The sequence below is a fragment of the Sporosarcina saromensis genome, from assembly GCF_033253735.1.
Classification (GTDB): domain Bacteria; phylum Bacillota; class Bacilli; order Bacillales_A; family Planococcaceae; genus Sporosarcina; species Sporosarcina saromensis.
On the sequence record NZ_JAUBDI010000006.1, the window covers coordinates 42,551 to 58,978 of the forward strand.

Below are 16,428 nucleotides of genomic sequence, written 5' to 3' on the forward strand. Positions count from 1 at the left end.
TCTACTTTAAGGGGGAAAACGAAATGTCATTCGTACAAACAGTTACTAAAGATGATTTCCAAAAAGAAGTGTTAGAATGTGAACTACCAGTATTCGTCGATTTCTTCACAGATGAGTGCGGTCCATGCCAAGCATTCGAACCAGTTCTTGAAGACGTTGCTGAGGAATTAGAAGGTAAAATAAAGTTCGTAAAACATTGGGTAACATACGAAGACTACGAAGCGAAATCAAATCCAGTGCAAATTAAATACGATATTAGTGCTTTTCCTTCTTTATATTTGTTCAATAAAGGGGAAGTCGTTAAAACCTATATCGGTTATTTGAATCGTCAAGACTTCCTTGATTTCTTGGCAGAAGTTCTGTAAGACAATCCACACGGTTTTCCTTGTTCACATTGGGAAAACCGTGTTTTTTTATGCTTGTTTTTCGCACATCTACTCACGTACAATAGAGCAACAACAGAACGGAGGAATACCGGTGACAGAGAAAACATGCGACAATTTACTCCGCATAAAAACAGCAGGTACATTGGAGTTATTGAACCAATCCCCTCATTATAATCGCTATGAAGCAACGCCCTATGAAGCTTTAGACGAACTCTTTACCGAGTATACAATACAATCGACAGACGGATTTGTCGATTTTGGCTGTGGAAAAGCAATAGTTTCCTTTTACGTCCATCATCACTTTCAAGCATCCGTAACCGGCATCGAGATGAATGGCCAACTGTACCAGGATGCTATTGAAAACCTCGTCCACTATCGACGAAAAAACAAACGAAGTGGCGGTTCAATCCGTTTTGAACGCTGCTACGCAGAAGCCTATGACATAAGTGCGACTGAAAATCGCTTCTACTTTTTCAATCCATTTTCCATTCAAATCTTTATGAAAGTAATCGGAAATATTCTGCTGTCAGCTGAGCGGAATGAACGAGGCGTCGATGTCATTCTGTATTACCCGACAAGCGAATACGTCCAGTTCATTGAACACCAAACCCCGTTTACGTTATGGAAGGAAGTACGCGTCCGTCAACTGTATGAGAAGAACGAAAACGAACGCTTTTTAATCTATCGGTTAGGAGAATGAATCGCGTATAGCGGTTCGCTCCGGGCTCGAAGCAGTTCTTCTCGTGCCAAAAGCGTTACGTCCCGCGCCCACACCCGATCGCCCCAAACGAAGCACTCTTTCATTTTTGTACTTCTATCAATCACTTTCTCGCATCTATCGATCATTTCACGAGTTCTATCAATCACTTTCACAATTCTATCAACCATTTTAGCGCTTTAGACCGACACACACTCTCCGCGTTCTCACCTAAAAAAAGAAGCCTCCGAGGAGACTTCCTTTTTACAACAAGTGCATTGCTGCTTCTGCCTCATCCCACGGCACAGGGTAGCCTTTGCCTTTCGCGCAAAAAATTGAGGTTGACGTATATTCAGGATCGGCGTCTTTGTTATACCCGATCGCTTCAATGACTTCTTCCGTATTATGACACTCGTCATACCCGCCAAATTGTAGCGTCAACGCGCCTTTTCCGTTTGTGAAGGAGGCGAACGTCGTGCTGTAGTTCATGAACGTTGCAACAGGAACGCGCCCAGTAATGACGGTTTTCGCACCGATCATCTCAGGCGGTTCAAAACTGCCTGACGCTTGCTGGATATCTGAAAGGATGCGACCAATATGCTCCGTATCCACTTTAATCTTCACATCATAATACGGCTCAAGCAGAATGTTATCGGCCTTTTCGAGTCCTTGACGAAGCGCGCGGAATGTCGCTTCTCTAAAATCCCCGCCAGACGTATGTTCATGGTGACCTCTACCTGTCAGCAAAGTAAATGTCACATCCGTTAACGCCGAGCCGGTCAATAAACCGTGATGTGGCCGTTCAAACAAATGACTTCGTACTAAATTCTGATGCCCGATGGATAAATCATTTGCATGACAAGCATTCACAAAAGCAATGCCGCTATTTCGCATCCCGGGCTCCATTTTCAGATGGACTTCTGCGTAATGCTTCAACGGCTCGAAATGCCCGTAACCCGTAACCGTTGAACGGATCGTCTCTTTGTACAAGATTTTCGGGTCACCGAAAGAAACATCGAATTGGAAGCGATCCATGACAATTTGCTTCAGCACTTCAAGTTGAATGACGCCCATTACATGCACGTGGATTTCTTGAACGTGCTCATCCCAACCCACATGTAGCGAAGGGTCCTCTGCATCAAGCATCATAAAGCTACGAAGTACTTCTTTTACATGGATTGAAGAATCGAAAATCACCTTTGCCTTCAACGTTGGTAGTAAGTCGAACGTCGATTTCTCCGTCAGTGCACCAATTGGATTTCCTGCAGCTGCTTCGGATATCCCCATCACCGCAACAATCTCGCCTGCTTGTGCTGAATCTCTCGAGTCATATTTCGTGCCATTGTAAGAGCGAATTTGCGTAACCTTCTCGACCGTATCTCCATACGTCACTTCATCGCGGACGCGCAACTCGCCTTGCAAAACCTTTACAAACGTGATCCGATGCCCGTTCTCATCATGCCTGATTTTGTAGACACGTGCTGCAAATTCATCGTTATTCGCGTACATCGTCGTTGAAAGTCGATCGAAGCGTTCGAGAAACTCCATCACGCCAATATCCTTCAATGCTGATCCCAATCCATAGGGAAAGACTTCACAGTCGCGAATCATCCGTGTCAATGCATCCAGCCAAACATCAAAATCATATGCACCTTCCATATAGCGTTCAAGCAATGCTTCATCGCGTTCCGCAATAAATTCTATGAGTGTTTCCGTCATGTCGTCTGCTGTCAGTTCAGCTACATCGAAAATGTTGTCAGATAAACTGCCTTTCATTTCATTCACAACTGCGGCTACATCGACACTTTCACGGTCAATTTTATTCAAAAAGAAGAACGTTGGCACACGATGTTTTTGCAACAGTTGCCACACCGTTTCCGTATGCCCCTCGACGCCATCTGCTGCACTAATGATGATAATTGCATAATCCATCACTTGGATGGCGCGTTCCATCTCAGGAGAGAAATCGACGTGCCCTGGCGTATCGATAAGGGTATACGTCGTCCCATTGAACGAGAAGTTCGCTTGGTCTGCAAACACCGTAATGCCACGAGTTCGCTCGATTGCATGACTATCAAGGAACGCATCTTGATGATCGACACGACCCCGTTTTCGAATGCTTTGTGTATGAAAAAGAAGTTGTTCCGAAAATGTTGTTTTACCCGCATCGACGTGCGCCACAACTCCGATTGTTTTGTACATAGTGCACCTCAATTTATTTCTTTATTGCCAAGCGAGGAATTCGCGGGCCGAACCAATAGAACAATTCCAGGATGAGTACCGCCAGTATGCCCATTAGTAAGCCGTTGGAGAGCAACGGTTGCAGGAGCTCAGGGAGTTCAGAAAAGACTTCTATTGGCATCATCATAATCGATAAGCCGACTAAACTCGGCAATGCAACTCGGTATATTGTCTTCGGATCAAACGAAAGCCCCTCGACATTACGCAAAGCTGAGCGGAATAACTGCAAGTACGCGACGAACAAAACCGTATTGCCCACGCTTGGTGGAATTGTCGAGAAAAATGCGGTCAAGTCGGGCATGAGACCAAGGAAAACGAACAATGCCGATCCTATGAAAAACGGTGCCCGCTCACGAATACCTGTCGATTGCAGAAACCCTAACGATGACGCGTATGGTGCGTAAGGTACGAGTCCAAGCATCCCTGCGATTATCGTGAAGATACCTGTGATGAAAAAGGAAGAACGGTATTGAAACCGCGTCGTCTCCTTCTCAAAGATATCCTCCGCACCTTTTAACGTAGCGACTGAATTCGTCGTATTTAACAGCCCGGTCACCGTCACCGTAATAACTATGCCCCATTCAAGCGTCGGATTTCCCAACGGAAACCAAGAGCGGAATGGCGTTGTGTGAATCGCCTCGACAGTTTCTCCAGGGAACAGCAGCGCGGCGGCGCACCAACCGACCACCATACCAATCAGTAGATTCATACTGCTTAAAATACGGTTCCCTTTCACATGAACGAGGATCGTGAACGCGGCTAAAGTGAATGAAAAGATCGTCATGCGTAAATCAATGACGTCCCCTGTACTAAGTCCAACCATGCCTTTTAAGAAAATCGAGATTAATTGATTGGCTAACAGTAAGAGAAAGACGAACATGACGGCAGGTGTGAACCACTTTTTCAATATCTCTGCAATGCCGAGCAACCCGAAAACCGCAACGAGCGCTCCGGAAAGCATCGCTCCAACAGCAATACTTCCTCCAACAGCCGTCAGCTCAAGTCCCATTGCACTCGCCGTACTCGCTAAACTTAAAATGACGCCCCACCATAAACCAGATTGCCCTTCCATTAAAGCAAGCCGATGACCGATGAAGCCTTGTAAAATACACGCAACGCCCGTCACAATAAAGGAGCGCTGAATGGCAGAAACAATTTCAACCTGATCCATTTCAAACGCTGCGCCGACCGATATCGGAATGACTACCGTATTGGCAAACAGAAAAAACAACCACTGAAACCCTGCCAACATCGTCACCGACAACCGCATTTTCTTCGCCTCCACCCAATCTCCCCCATCCGACCAACGAACCTAATTTACGCGCAACTATAACATAAAATGGAGGGAAAAGGAAGATGATGGCGGTGTGATGGTGAGGGGGTGTGGGCGGCAACACAACGTAAGCGGATTGCAAGACAACATAATCGTCTTGTATCACAACATAAAGCGGTCGTATCGCAATTCTCGGTCCGCATCACAACATAACCGGATCGCAACACAACGTAAGCGTTTCGTATCACAACATAAAGCAGTCGCATCGCAATGCTCGGTCCGCATCACAACATAACCGGTTCGCAACACAACGTAAGTGTTTCGTAACACAACACAAAGCGGTCGCATCGCAACGCTCGCGCCGTAACACAACGCCCACCCCTCTATGTTAACGAATAGTAATAATTTGCAAGTTTCACTACTGTTTCTGTGAGAATAATTGTACACTTACTAGTAAGAGAGAAAGGGGTGGGTTGAGTGAAAAAGAGGAAGTATACGAAAACGGAAAATAGCTGGATGTTTTACGACTGGGGGAACTCTGCGTATTCAATCATTATTACGACGGCTATATTCCCGATATTCTTTAAATCTGTTGCAACGGACGCGGGCATTGAGGCGAATATGTCCACTGCTTATTTAGGGTATACGGTGGCAATCGCAACATTCATTTTGGCGATGATTGGGCCGATTTTAGGGACGATTGCGGATTACAGAGGATTGAAGAAGAAATTTTTCTTCGCATTTTTCTTTATTGGATCAGCTTCTACCGTGTCGCTAGCTTTTGTACCAGAAGGTTCCTGGTTGCCGTTATTAATTATTTATGTAATTACATCTATCGGTTTCCATGGGGCAAATATTTTCTATGATGCCTTTTTAGTTGACGTTACATCAGAAGAGAAGATGAATGAAGTATCTGCACGTGGATTCGGATTAGGGTACATCGGTAGTGTCATTCCATTCGTCATTAGTATCGCGATTATTATATTGTCGGAAAAAGGTGTGATCCCTCTTCCGATGGCTATTGCTACTAAACTGGCATTTGTCATTACAGGGATATGGTGGTTTACATTCACCATTCCAATGTTGAGAAATGTAGTACAAGTGTATGCGATTGAGCGTGAACCGAATATAATTGCAGGGAGTTTTAGACGTTTAGGCAATACATTTAAGGAAATTAGGAAACATCGTACAGTCTTTATTTTCCTCCTCGCTTATTTCTTTTATATTGATGGCGTAGGAACAATTATTAGCATGTCCACTGCATATGGGTCAGATTTAGGTATTGGGGCGACAGATTTATTAATTGTTTTATTGGTGACGCAAATAGTGGCTGCACCATTTTCCATTATTTACGGGAAGTTGGCACATAAGTTTTCAATAAAAGCGATGTTGTATGTTGGGATTATTGTGTATATCGCCATTTGTATTTACGCGTTTTTCTTATCGACAACGCTAGATTTCTGGATTCTCGCTATGCTCGTTGCAACTTCGCAAGGGGGTATTCAAGCACTAAGCCGATCTTATTTTGCACAACTCGTACCAAAAGAGAAATCGAACGAGTTCTTCGGGTTTTATCACATTTTTGGTAAGTTTGCGTCTGTAATGGGACCGTTATTAGTAGGGGTTACAGCACAAATGACGGGAAGTTCCGCATACGGGGTATTCAGTCTCGTTATCCTGTTCATCATCGGTGGACTATTACTTCGAATGGTACCTAAACCAGAGAGTCAACTGGTTTAAGGTAGAAATTAATAGTCTTGATAGGTTGGGACGAAATTTCGTTGGTTCAAGCGCTTTAAGCAACGGTTTTGTCCCAACCACATATGTAATTTATTAATGTACTTCCTTATCCGTAAAACGTAATACATTTGTTGCTACAGACAGTACGTCCTCATCATTAAAAATGATATAAGCTTTTCCTCCACTATATTTTTCATTTTCAAATTCACCAAGTACTTTTACATAACCTTTTTCAAAAAAATAAATTCGTTCCTGATCGTGCTCATCAACGGCAGTTAAGTCATTGATGAGAAAGGCGATTCGTGGTTTCTGATAAAATTGCATTGCATTCTCTCCTGCGTTTTATTCACGATATTAACCTAAAAAAACTGCTTCCGAGTCAATCGGAAACAGTCTTCTCCATTACTTAGAACCAATTCGGTGCATTTGCAAAATACGGAAGCCGTTCTTTTCTAGTTTGTCGCGCATTTTTTTCATCTCTTCATCGGATTTTCCGTCTTCTAACGTGAGGACGACCCTTCTTGCGAGTGCTGACCCGTTATCCAATGTCAGCATCCCTTCAATATTTTCATCTTTTAACGTTGTTGTCAGTTTGCGGATCATTCCACGTGCTTCCGTTGACGCGAGGGTGATATTGATGCCACCAGTTTTTAATCCAAACGCATCTTCTAGTACACTTTCAATCTTGTTATGTGTAATGATGCCGAGTAATTTCCCGTTCTCCACAACGCTAATGAATGGCAATGCTTTAATCTTCAACAATGCGCTTAAGAAAGAAGCATCTTCGGCAAGATAGATGTCTTGGTGTTTCAGCAAATGGTTGATAGAATGGGAGTCGTCCCCTTTTTCTTCATACAGGTACGACAACAGGTCGACTTTATAAATCATCCCTTTGTAGTTGTCTTCATCATCTACCGCAGGGATGCAACGAAAACCCGTTTCGTTAATTTTAGCGAGCGTTTCAGCTACGCTTTGATCGGCCTTTACGGTTGCTACTGCTAATCTTTCTACGATTAAATCTCGAATGTGCATTGTAACTCCCCCTCATTAACTGGAATTTCAGTGTTGTTATAATATTTTGTATTGAATTGACTTTCATTATAATGGAAAAGTTAATAGAAGTACATGAAAACTTCTTCTAGAAACGTTTACGTACAAAAATGTGTTTATTTGGATAGTAGTTATTCATCAAAAAGGAGTAGTATTCGTTATGTTAAATCTAGATTCTCTATTAAATGTCGTTGGAGAATTGTTTGCAGATGAAATTTCAATTGTCGTGTCGAACACGAAAGAATATATGTATTACCGTCCGAGCAAGCGGATTGATTTGAAAATCAAGCCGGGTGATCCCGTAAAAGAAGGTACGATTGCGCACAAAGCGTTGTCGGAAGGGCAGAAAGTATCCGAATTTATTCACCGTGATGTATTTGGGGTGCCTTATCACGGCATGGCGGTTCCATTTTATGACGATGGGGTACTCGATGGTTGTGTCGTTGCCATTTACCCTGCATATACGGAAGGGAAGTCAGTCGTCACCGTAAAAACAATGGACGGATGGATACCGATTCCGTTCTCCGAAGTGAAATACATGGAAGTCCGAGATCGCAAAACAGTTGTTGTGTCTGATCGTATAACTGGTACCCATAAAAATTCGTTACAAAACTTCGAGTTTGTACTGCCGCATGAGCAGTTCATTCGATGTCATCGGTCTTTCATTGTAAATGTCAATCATATCTCGGCAATTTACCCAGATACGCATTCGACGTTCATGCTATCAATGAACGACGGGACGAAAATTCCAGTTAGTCAGTCCTACTCGAGCTACTTTCGAAAGCTATTAGGTTTCTAGTAATCGAAAATCTTCTGCTTTAACCATTGCATGAACCGTTCCAATCAAAAATCTTCTGTTGTATTCAATAAACCCCCTTTCATGCTGCTGGATGCGATACGATTATCTAAAAGTTATGAAAAGGGGTAGTTGTTGAATGGGTACAGATATGAATCGCATCAGGATTGAAAAGCTAAGAGATGTCGTCGTGTCTCCTGAAGAGGCTGCGTCTTGGATTAAAGACGGTATGACGCTAGGTCTAAGTGGCTTCACACGTGCGGGCGACGCGAAAGCGGTTCCAATTGCGCTCGTGAAACGTGCAGAAACTGAGAAATTCAAAGTGAATGTATTTACTGGCGCTTCATTAGGCTCAGATATCGATAAATTGTTCGCGGAAGCTGGCATCATCAATAAGCGATTGCCGTTCCAGGCAGAAAAAGCGATGCGTAACGAGATTAATAACGGCGGTCTCCTGTTCGTCGATCATCATTTATCACATACAGCTGAATGGATTCGTACGGGTGTAACGGACTCGATTGACTTTGCGATTTTGGAAGCGGTTTCAGTTACAGAGGATGGTATGATCATTCCTTCAACGTCTGTCGGGAACTCTTACTCGTTTGCGAAGCACGCAAAAAATATTATTATTGAAATAAATACAGCACATACGACGCAATGGGAAGGTGTGCATGACCTTTACGACCCGGGCGTACAAGGTGAACGTTATCCGATTCCGCTCACAAAAGTGGATGATCGTATCGGTACAATTGGTATCCCAATCGATGTCGCTAAGGTAAAGGGGATCGTATTTACGCACCAACAAGATTCTGCCTCTACCATTACACAACCGGATCATGACACGGAAGTGATGGCCGAGCATTTACTGTCCTTCCTACGCTCAGAAGTGGAAGTAGGGAGATTAACGAATCATTTGGCGCCTCTTCAATCAGGCATCGGCTCGCAAGCGAATGCTGTGCTTCACGGTTTATTGAATTCGGAATTCGAAGACCTCGAAGTGTATTCGGAAGTGTTGCAAGACGCCGTTTTTGACTTAATTGACGCAGGGAAAATCCGATCCGCGTCTTGTGCATCGATTACATTGTCGCAGGAGAAAATGGAAAAGGTGTTCAATAACTTAGACCGGTATCGTGATAAATTAATTATGCGACCACAAGAAATTTCCAACCATCCGGAAATTATTCGTCGTCTCGGTTTAATTTCAATTAATACAGCATTGGAACTCGATATTTATGGCAATGTCAATTCGACACATGTCACGGGTACAAAAATGATGAACGGGATTGGCGGTTCAGGTGACTTTGCCAGAAATGCCCGCCTAGCAATTTTCGTCACGAAATCGGTTGCCAAAAACGGTGATATTTCCAGTGTCGTTCCTTTTGTCTCACACGTAGACCATACCGAGCATGATGTCGACGTAATTGTCACGGAACATGGCTATGCAGACTTACGCGGACTTGCGCCAAGGGAACGCGTCGGACTTATCATCGGTAACTGTGCACACCCGATGTACCGCGAACAGTTATGGGCCTACTACCATGAAGCATTGGAGAGAGGCGGCCACACGCCACACGTTCTTGAAAAAGCGTTCGCATGGCACACAAACCTCCAACAACACGGCACAATGCTTCAAAAAGTAGAAACTCGATAAAAATACAAGGAATTCCGGAAAACCGGAAAAATGGGGACAGGCACCTGCACAATTCCGCTAATTCGGAATTGTGTCGGTGCCTGTCCTTTTTACATGAGTTTTTCGATGAAGAGGGTGGCGATGCCGAAATAGATGAGTAGGGATAGGATGTCATTAATCGTCGTAATGAGGGGGCCTGATGCGACGGCCGGGTCGACGTTGAATCGGTTTAGGATTAACGGAATGATTGTACCGGCGAGTGTGCCGATGATTAATGTTGCGATAAGTGATGCGCCGACGACGAGTCCGAGTGTGAAGCTGCCTTGCCAAATGTAGGCGATGATGGAAATGACGGCACCGCAAATAATACCGAGCATGATGCCGACGAGGAGCTCCCGGAGTATGAGCTTGACGGTCTTTTTCGTAGTCAGCTCCTCTTTCACAAGCCCGCGTACGACGACGGCGAGTGATTGGGTGCCGGTATTGCCGGTCATTCCTGCAATCATCGGCATGAAAAAGGCAAGTGCGACGACTGCTTCAAGTGTCGCTTCGAATTTAGCGATGATACTGCCGGAAACAAGTCCGATAAAGAGCAGTAGCACAAGCCATGGTAATCGTTTATAAGTTGCGACGAACGGTTTTGTATGGAAGTCGATTTCCTTCCCTGAAGCGAAAAGCATTTCAATGTCCTCGTTTGCTTCGCGCATGACAATGTCAAGTACGTCGTCAGCAGTGATGATACCGACAAGAATCCCCTCATCGTTGACGACGGGGACAGATAGAAAATCGTGGCTGCCGATCATCTTTGCAACTTCACTCTGTTTCGTCAATTCGTGGACTTTATATATATCTGTTGTCATTACATCGGCAATCGAACAGGGCAAATCGCATAACAGCAAATCGCGGTACGAAGCAACGCCAATCAAACGCTTCTGATCATCAATGACATAGACATAATTCAAGAAATCAGCGTATTTCTTGAAATGCTTCAACTTGGCAATCGTCTTTTCTACTGAATAGGACTGGTGAACCCAAACGTATTGGTCAATCATTGCCCGTCCTGCGGATTTCTTCGGATACTTCATCTTTTTCCGGATTGCTTTCTTTCCTTCAGCTCGCATTTCAGCGATTAACCGCTCCACTTCCTTTTCAGGCAAGTCCGTTAGTAACAATGCCACATCATCACTTTTCATAACATCCAACAGTTCCGTAGCGCGCAAAGGGCCGATGATTTTTAATACTTCAAGTTGCGCAGTTTTTGATAAGTTTTCAAGCAGTGCAACGAGTTCATCGATGTGCAACCATTCTAAAAACAGGGGCTTGCGTTTTTTCGGGAGTGCTCTGTAATGCATGGCTAGTTCATAAGGGGAAAGCTCCTGAATGATTTTTTTTAACGTATCCGGTTGTCCTTCTTTTACTGTATGGATGATTGCTCGTAAAATTTGTTCTTCGTTTTTTGCACGTTCCATAAGGATAAAAGTCACCGCCTTTTACATACAAATCAAGAATTTCACATACAATTAACAACTTGCTTTCTCCTTATTCCCTAGATTCCTAGATACAAACGAAATAAGATTCTTTTAGAAAAATTATGTTTATTGAAGAAAAAGCAGGGTAAGTGAGTTAGTGAGCCAAAAAAAAGTTGGGGTGAAAGCCGGCTGGGAAAGGGAGTTTGTTAGATGGGAAAATTGAAAACGCTATTATTCTTACTAATGGCAACGATGCTCGTGTTGGCAGCATGTGGGGAGGACAAGAATAATGCTGCAGGTGACAATGAATACGGGCTTGTGAAGAAAGGAAAATTGACTTACGCGGCAAGTGGTGTATATAAGCCGTTCAACTTTGAAGAGAATGGTGAATTGACGGGTTTTGATATGGAAATCGGGGCAGCAATTGCTGAAAAGATGGGGCTTGAACCGAATCCGGTGACCAACCCATTCGAAACGATTCTTCAAGGACTCGTGGCCAATAAATACGACGCGATTATCGGGTCGATGGCTTATACGAAGGAACGTGCCAAACAAGCGGCATTTACGGAACCCTACTACTATTCAGGTGGCATGATCTGGGTCGCGAAAGATAATAACGATATCAAATCACCAGAGGATTTGAAGGGAAAGAAGATCGGTGTTGTCTCTCAATCTACGTATGAAGAGCCTGCAAAGACGTTATCCGATGACATCCAATACTACGCAAGTGATGTTGTCGCGTTGCAAGATTTGACGATTGAAAACCGTTTAGATGCAGTCATTACAGCAGATATCGTTGGTTTTGAGGCAATCGACAATGGATTTGCGATTAAGGAAGTTGGAAATCCGCTGTGGGTAGAACAACCATCGATTGCGGTGAAGAAGGATAACGAAAAGCTCCGTGACGCGATTGACAAAGCGCTTCAAGAAATTATCGATGACGGTACTTATGATGAAATCTCGAAAAAGTGGTTCGATCGCAATCTATTGGACATCGATTTGGAAGATGCGGAGTTGTTAGAATGAGTGTGGATTCTGGTAGAGGAAGAGGGAATGCCGAGTGCCTGACATATTTGTAAGATTAACTGATGTGTTCATGAGTACGTATGAAGGTTTCTTAAAAGCGGTACTCGTTACGTTGGAAATTACAGCTGTTGCGGTTGTGTTGGGTACGCTGTTTGGGATCGTCTTTGCGTTAATGAAGATTTCGAAGTCTAAAATCTTGCAGACGATTGCCAATTTGTATATTACGATAATCCGTGGTACGCCGCTGATTGTGCAGATCATGTTTTTATATTTCGGGATTACGTCAATTGTCGTTCTGTCGAATTTCTGGGCGGGAGCAATTGCGCTAGGGGTTCATAATGGTGCGTACATTGCCGAGATTTTCAGAGGTGCCATTCAAGGCATCGATCGCGGGCAACGTGAAGCAAGTCTCGCACTTGGTATGAATCGGACACAAGCGATGCGGCGGATCATTTTTCCGCAAGCGTTGCGTCGCGCAATTCCACCGCTCGGAAACCAATTCATCATTACATTGAAAGATTCGTCGTTAGTGTATTTGATCGGGGTTTCCGAACTGTTCGGACGGGCTAACAGGGCTGCCGCTTCTAATTTCATGCAGTTTGAGACATTCCTTGTTGTCGGTATGTACTATCTTGTCCTCGTCCTCATTTTCACATGGCTATTGCGATTGTACGAGAACAAGTTGAATGTGGATGGATCGTAATGGGGAGGAATTCAGATGATTAAAACGACGGATTTGCATAAGTCTTTTGATAGATTGGAAGTGTTGAAGGGAATCGATGTGGACATTCAACGAGGAGAAGTGGTCGTCCTCGTTGGGGTCAGCGGTTCCGGGAAAAGTACGTTGCTCCGCTGCTTGAATTTCCTTGAAGTGGCGGAAACAGGGACGATAACGATTGACGGCCGTGCAATTGATAGGAAGAAGGATGATTTGTCAAAAGTGCGTGCAGAAGTCGGGATGGTATTCCAGCATTTTAATTTGTTCCCGCATAAGACGGTACTTGAGAATATTATGGAAGCGCCGTTAATTGTTAAAAATGAAAGTAAGGCAAAAGCGAAGCAACTGGCGCTTGAGTTGCTGGAAAAAGTCGGGCTGTCCGACAAGGCGAATGTCTATCCGAGCAAATTATCCGGTGGACAGAAGCAACGTGTTGCTATCGCACGGGCACTTGCGATGGAGCCAAAGGCACTTCTATTTGATGAACCGACGTCCGCACTCGATCCAGAATTGGTCGGGGAAGTGCTTCAGGTAATGAAAGACCTTGCAGACGAAGGCATGACAATGGTCGTCGTGACGCATGAGATGAAATTTGCCAAAGAAGTCGCTGACCGGATTATTATGCTCGATGAAGGACGAATCATTGAAGATGCCGATCCTGATACGTTCTTTAATCGTTCCACAAATGAGCGAACGAAACAGTTTTTAGAGATGGTGAATGTGTAAACGAACAGAATGACAAAAGCAGCTTCCTATTTAAAGAGGGGAGGCTGCTTTTCATTCATAAAAATTCGTTGTAGTTTCTTCGTGAATAAAGTATTCGCATCACAATGACTCTCTTATCTTTTTCAATAACAGTATAAAAGATGCTATAGCTTCCCACAACTAGCTTCCTGTAGCCTTTTAGTTGAAGTAGTTCTTCCTTAACAAGACTGTACGCATATGGAAAGTCTTGTAGGCCAAGTATTAAACTTTCAATTCTGTTAAGCAAATCAATGGCTGCTTTATTTGCAACGAGTTCACTGGAGATATAATAATAAATAGCGTCTAAATCAGCAGTAGCTTTCTTTGTGATTTTTACATCATAGCGCATGCTTATTTCTCAACTTGGAGAATACATTTTCCGCGCATTGTAGAGGCTCTCCGTTTTGAATTTCTATCTCGGCCTCTAAAAGTTTTTGATGTACGCCAATCCGATTGAGTTGTTGTTCATACGTATCCATGCTCATGATGACTAGATCACCATATCCGTTTTTTGTAATGAATACAGGTTCTTGAATGGAGTGACATAGTTCAGAAATCTCCGTTGTATTTCGTAAGTCTTTAATGGGTCTGATTTCAGGCATAGGTTCCCATCCTTTCTTGTGGTATTGTGACATAATTATAGCATATATATGTACGTCATTATGAATTGTTCGGTGATAAAAGTAACAAACCAGCTTCCTATTACATGAGAGGAGGCTACTTTTCAATTAATAACGCCGCCAGTGAAGTATTCATAATTATTACAAAAATAGGAAACCGCATGCAAACGAGTGAGAAAAACACTCTTTGCATGCGGTTTATACGTTTTGCTATCGTAGTTCGTTACAACTTAAATTGACGTACCAAACTGTTAAGCTCTTCCGATAGTTTAGCGAGTTGGGCTGAGCTGTTTGCTACTTCTTCCATTGAGCTTGCAGATTGTTGAACAGAAGCGGAAGTTTGTTCCACGCCAGCGGCTGATTCTTCAGAAACCGCAGCGATTTCGTCTATGGTTGTATTAATAACAGTTGTGCTTCCGACGATTTCATTCAAGTTGTGACCGACCGACTTAATGTTGGCGTCCATCTCAGAAACGGCTGCACGAATTTGATTGAACGTCTCTTCTGTCGACTTAATCTGTTCTGTCCCTTGTTCAACTTCTTTATAGCCCTCGGCAAGTCCGCTCGATACGCTTCTTGTTTCACCTTGAATGCGATCGACAATACTTGAAATGTCGGTTACCGAGTGGGAGACTTGCTCCGCTAAACTCCGTACTTCATCCGCAACGACTGCGAATCCACGTCCGTGTTCACCAGCTCTTGCTGCCTCGATGGCTGCATTTAATGCTAGCAAGTTCGTTTGCGCTGCAATGTCATTGATGACGGTCACTAATTTAGTGATTTCTTGTGATTGGACATCTAATCCTTCTACCTTTTGAACGGATTCTTGAACGAGTTGATTGATTTTCGCCATTTGGGTTGCAGATGAAGCCATTTTTTCTGCACCATCAGTTGTCATATGGATGACGTCAGTAGAATACTTCTGAACAGCAGTACCGTTCTCGTTAGTTTCTGTCACTTTCGCTGCAAATGTGTCCATAATGGAAACAAGATTACTCGTACTCGTTGCCTGTGTTTCCGTTCCTGTAGCGAGCTCTTGCATCGTCATCACAATTTGATTGGAACCGGCTTTCACTTCGTTAGATGACTGTGTCAATTCTTCACTATGTGCCAACACGGTGTTAGACACTTCATGAATTCGGTTAAGAATTGTATGCATTTTTACTTGCATATCATTCGTGGCTTGGACAAGTTGCCCCACTTCATCTTCTGACTTGGTAACGAGAAGTTCTTGGCTAATGTCACCATTTGCAATTAAATTCATTCGATCAGCGACGAAGTTAATCGGTTTTGAAATGACACGTGCTGTGAATAGAGCAATTAGGATGGAAATAACAGTAACAATACAGGAAAAAATAACACCATTGCGTATTGCCGCTGATCCTTCAGAAATGATTTGGTCACTCTTTTTTTTCATTGCTTCATGGCTATCATTCGAAAGTTTTTCAAAACCGGCGTGTATTTCTTTGCTTTCATTACTCAGTGCAATTGAGTTCTGTATGGCTAATTGTTTTTTTCCTTTGTCATACACATCAAAGACATCTGTTTTAATGCTGTTGCGCCAAGCTTCTGTCCGCTTAATCAATGCCTCGAATTCTTCATTTGAATCAATACTTCGAATCGTCTCTTCATACCCCATTGCAAGAGTAGTATAGTCCTCGAAAACGCCTTTGAGGGGAGCACTTCCGGATAATAAATAGCCTCTCACTGCTCCAAGTCGTATTGGAAATGAAGCCGATACTTTATCGTATGCGGTTAATAGCTGCAATTCCTCGTTCACCATTTGCTCAATCTCTTTATTTACTTTTTTATTCGTATAGTAAATGAAAGAGCTATAGATTGCAGTGAAAATAATGGAAACTGCAAAACCAAATAGGATTTTCTTTCGAATGCTGTCTAATCTTATAAACGTCTTCAAGTTGCACACCTCTTCTAGTTGATTAGTAGCAATTATACCTTATGAACTAGTTAGCAAGAATTGGTCTATAGTCGTAATTATAAAACTAAACAACTGTTTAGGGGAAAAAGATATGAAACT

General features: G+C 43.3%; 16 protein-coding genes. 8 read left to right on the forward strand and 8 right to left on the reverse strand.

All coding sequences use genetic code 11. From position 1 onward, the window contains the following. Positions 1 to 23: 23 nt before the first annotated feature. On the forward strand, positions 24 to 365 hold the full coding sequence (locus QT711_RS08270) for a thioredoxin family protein (RefSeq protein WP_317943362.1): 342 nt from the start codon (positions 24 to 26) through the stop codon (positions 363 to 365). Positions 366 to 477: 112 nt separating this feature from the next. Then, positions 478 to 1,086 (forward strand): class I SAM-dependent methyltransferase, encoded by a 609-nt coding sequence (locus QT711_RS08275; RefSeq protein ID WP_317943364.1) that lies wholly within the window; start codon positions 478 to 480, stop codon positions 1,084 to 1,086. Positions 1,087 to 1,347: 261 nt separating this feature from the next. Here the strand turns inward: QT711_RS08275 and QT711_RS08280 are convergent, their stop codons facing one another. Together QT711_RS08280 and QT711_RS08285 are read right to left on the reverse strand one after the other, a co-directional pair. Then, entirely contained in the window at positions 1,348 to 3,285 is a 1,938-nt protein-coding gene (locus QT711_RS08280) for a translation factor GTPase family protein (RefSeq protein WP_317943366.1), read from the reverse strand. A gap of 13 nt (positions 3,286 to 3,298) precedes the next feature. After that, positions 3,299 to 4,609 (reverse strand): uracil/xanthine transporter, encoded by a 1,311-nt coding sequence (locus tag QT711_RS08285; protein WP_317943368.1) that lies wholly within the window; start codon positions 4,607 to 4,609, stop codon positions 3,299 to 3,301. Positions 4,610 to 5,113: 504 nt separating this feature from the next. Between QT711_RS08285 and QT711_RS08290 the strand changes: the two genes are divergently transcribed. Further along, on the forward strand, positions 5,114 to 6,337 hold the full coding sequence (locus QT711_RS08290; RefSeq protein ID WP_317943543.1) for an MFS transporter: 1,224 nt from the start codon (positions 5,114 to 5,116) through the stop codon (positions 6,335 to 6,337). Positions 6,338 to 6,430: 93 nt separating this feature from the next. Here QT711_RS08290 and QT711_RS08295 read toward each other — a convergent pair whose 3' ends face one another. Together QT711_RS08295 and QT711_RS08300 are read right to left on the reverse strand one after the other, a co-directional pair. Next, positions 6,431 to 6,661: a hypothetical protein gene (locus tag QT711_RS08295; protein WP_317943370.1), complete on the reverse strand. Its 231-nt coding sequence runs from the start codon at positions 6,659 to 6,661 to the stop codon at positions 6,431 to 6,433. Between the two features lie 78 nt (positions 6,662 to 6,739). After that, a complete protein-coding gene (locus QT711_RS08300) occupies positions 6,740 to 7,369 on the reverse strand; it encodes a CBS domain-containing protein (protein ID WP_317943371.1) in 630 nt (209 codons plus the stop codon). 178 nt (positions 7,370 to 7,547) lie between these two features. Here QT711_RS08300 and QT711_RS08305 point away from each other — a divergent pair, with 178 nt between their 5' ends. Both QT711_RS08305 and QT711_RS08310 read left to right on the forward strand, forming a co-directional pair. Further along, positions 7,548 to 8,186, forward strand: coding sequence for a LytTR family DNA-binding domain-containing protein (locus QT711_RS08305; protein ID WP_317943373.1), 639 nt, complete (start codon positions 7,548 to 7,550; stop codon positions 8,184 to 8,186). 136 nt (positions 8,187 to 8,322) lie between these two features. Continuing rightward, positions 8,323 to 9,834 carry a succinate CoA transferase gene (locus QT711_RS08310; RefSeq protein WP_317943375.1) on the forward strand — a complete coding sequence of 504 codons (1,512 nt, stop codon included), beginning with the start codon at positions 8,323 to 8,325 and terminating at the stop codon, positions 9,832 to 9,834. Positions 9,835 to 9,923: 89 nt separating this feature from the next. Here QT711_RS08310 and mgtE read toward each other — a convergent pair whose 3' ends face one another. Further along, the gene (mgtE, locus tag QT711_RS08315; protein WP_317943376.1) at positions 9,924 to 11,282 is read right to left on the reverse strand and encodes a magnesium transporter; all 1,359 of its coding nucleotides are present in this window, start codon (positions 11,280 to 11,282) and stop codon (positions 9,924 to 9,926) included. 210 nt (positions 11,283 to 11,492) lie between these two features. Between mgtE and QT711_RS08320 the strand changes: the two genes are divergently transcribed. The 3 genes from QT711_RS08320 (at position 11,493) to QT711_RS08330 (ending at position 13,752) form a co-directional block, all read left to right on the forward strand. Further along, a complete protein-coding gene (locus QT711_RS08320) occupies positions 11,493 to 12,308 on the forward strand; it encodes a transporter substrate-binding domain-containing protein (RefSeq protein ID WP_317943377.1) in 816 nt (271 codons plus the stop codon). Between the two features lie 70 nt (positions 12,309 to 12,378). Then, on the forward strand, positions 12,379 to 13,011 hold the full coding sequence (locus tag QT711_RS08325; protein WP_317943544.1) for an amino acid ABC transporter permease: 633 nt from the start codon (positions 12,379 to 12,381) through the stop codon (positions 13,009 to 13,011). A 15-nt stretch (positions 13,012 to 13,026) separates the two neighbouring features. Continuing rightward, positions 13,027 to 13,752, forward strand: a complete 726-nt coding sequence (locus QT711_RS08330; RefSeq protein ID WP_317943378.1) for an amino acid ABC transporter ATP-binding protein — start codon at positions 13,027 to 13,029, stop codon at positions 13,750 to 13,752. Between the two features lie 55 nt (positions 13,753 to 13,807). Here the strand turns inward: QT711_RS08330 and QT711_RS08335 are convergent, their stop codons facing one another. From QT711_RS08335 to QT711_RS08345, 3 genes are all read right to left on the reverse strand, one after another. Next, positions 13,808 to 14,119, reverse strand: a complete 312-nt coding sequence (locus QT711_RS08335) for a type II toxin-antitoxin system RelE/ParE family toxin (protein ID WP_317943379.1) — start codon at positions 14,117 to 14,119, stop codon at positions 13,808 to 13,810. Next, complete coding sequence (locus QT711_RS08340; RefSeq protein WP_317943380.1) at positions 14,109 to 14,372, reverse strand: type II toxin-antitoxin system Phd/YefM family antitoxin; 264 nt, start codon at positions 14,370 to 14,372, stop codon at positions 14,109 to 14,111. The genes QT711_RS08335 and QT711_RS08340 overlap by 11 nt, the downstream gene beginning before the upstream one ends. 241 nt (positions 14,373 to 14,613) lie before the next feature. Next, a complete protein-coding gene (locus tag QT711_RS08345) occupies positions 14,614 to 16,308 on the reverse strand; it encodes a methyl-accepting chemotaxis protein (RefSeq protein ID WP_317943381.1) in 1,695 nt (564 codons plus the stop codon). Between the last annotated feature and the right edge of the window lie 120 nt (positions 16,309 to 16,428).

Coding starts and splice junctions, on each gene's coding strand:
- QT711_RS08270 (WP_317943362.1), top strand. CDS start 24: ATGTCATTCGTACAAACAGTTACTAAAGATGATTTCCAAAAAGAAGTG.
- QT711_RS08280 (WP_317943366.1), bottom strand. CDS start 3,285: ATGTACAAAACAATCGGAGTTGTGGCGCACGTCGATGCGGGTAAAACA.
- QT711_RS08290 (WP_317943543.1), top strand. CDS start 5,114: ATGTTTTACGACTGGGGGAACTCTGCGTATTCAATCATTATTACGACG.
- QT711_RS08295 (WP_317943370.1), bottom strand. CDS start 6,661: ATGCAATTTTATCAGAAACCACGAATCGCCTTTCTCATCAATGACTTA.
- QT711_RS08300 (WP_317943371.1), bottom strand. CDS start 7,369: ATGCACATTCGAGATTTAATCGTAGAAAGATTAGCAGTAGCAACCGTA.
- QT711_RS08305 (WP_317943373.1), top strand. CDS start 7,548: ATGTTAAATCTAGATTCTCTATTAAATGTCGTTGGAGAATTGTTTGCA.
- QT711_RS08310 (WP_317943375.1), top strand. CDS start 8,323: ATGGGTACAGATATGAATCGCATCAGGATTGAAAAGCTAAGAGATGTC.
- mgtE (WP_317943376.1), bottom strand. CDS start 11,282: ATGGAACGTGCAAAAAACGAAGAACAAATTTTACGAGCAATCATCCAT.
- QT711_RS08320 (WP_317943377.1), top strand. CDS start 11,493: ATGGGAAAATTGAAAACGCTATTATTCTTACTAATGGCAACGATGCTC.
- QT711_RS08325 (WP_317943544.1), top strand. CDS start 12,379: ATGAGTACGTATGAAGGTTTCTTAAAAGCGGTACTCGTTACGTTGGAA.
- QT711_RS08330 (WP_317943378.1), top strand. CDS start 13,027: ATGATTAAAACGACGGATTTGCATAAGTCTTTTGATAGATTGGAAGTG.
- QT711_RS08335 (WP_317943379.1), bottom strand. CDS start 14,119: ATGCGCTATGATGTAAAAATCACAAAGAAAGCTACTGCTGATTTAGAC.
- QT711_RS08340 (WP_317943380.1), bottom strand. CDS start 14,372: ATGCCTGAAATCAGACCCATTAAAGACTTACGAAATACAACGGAGATT.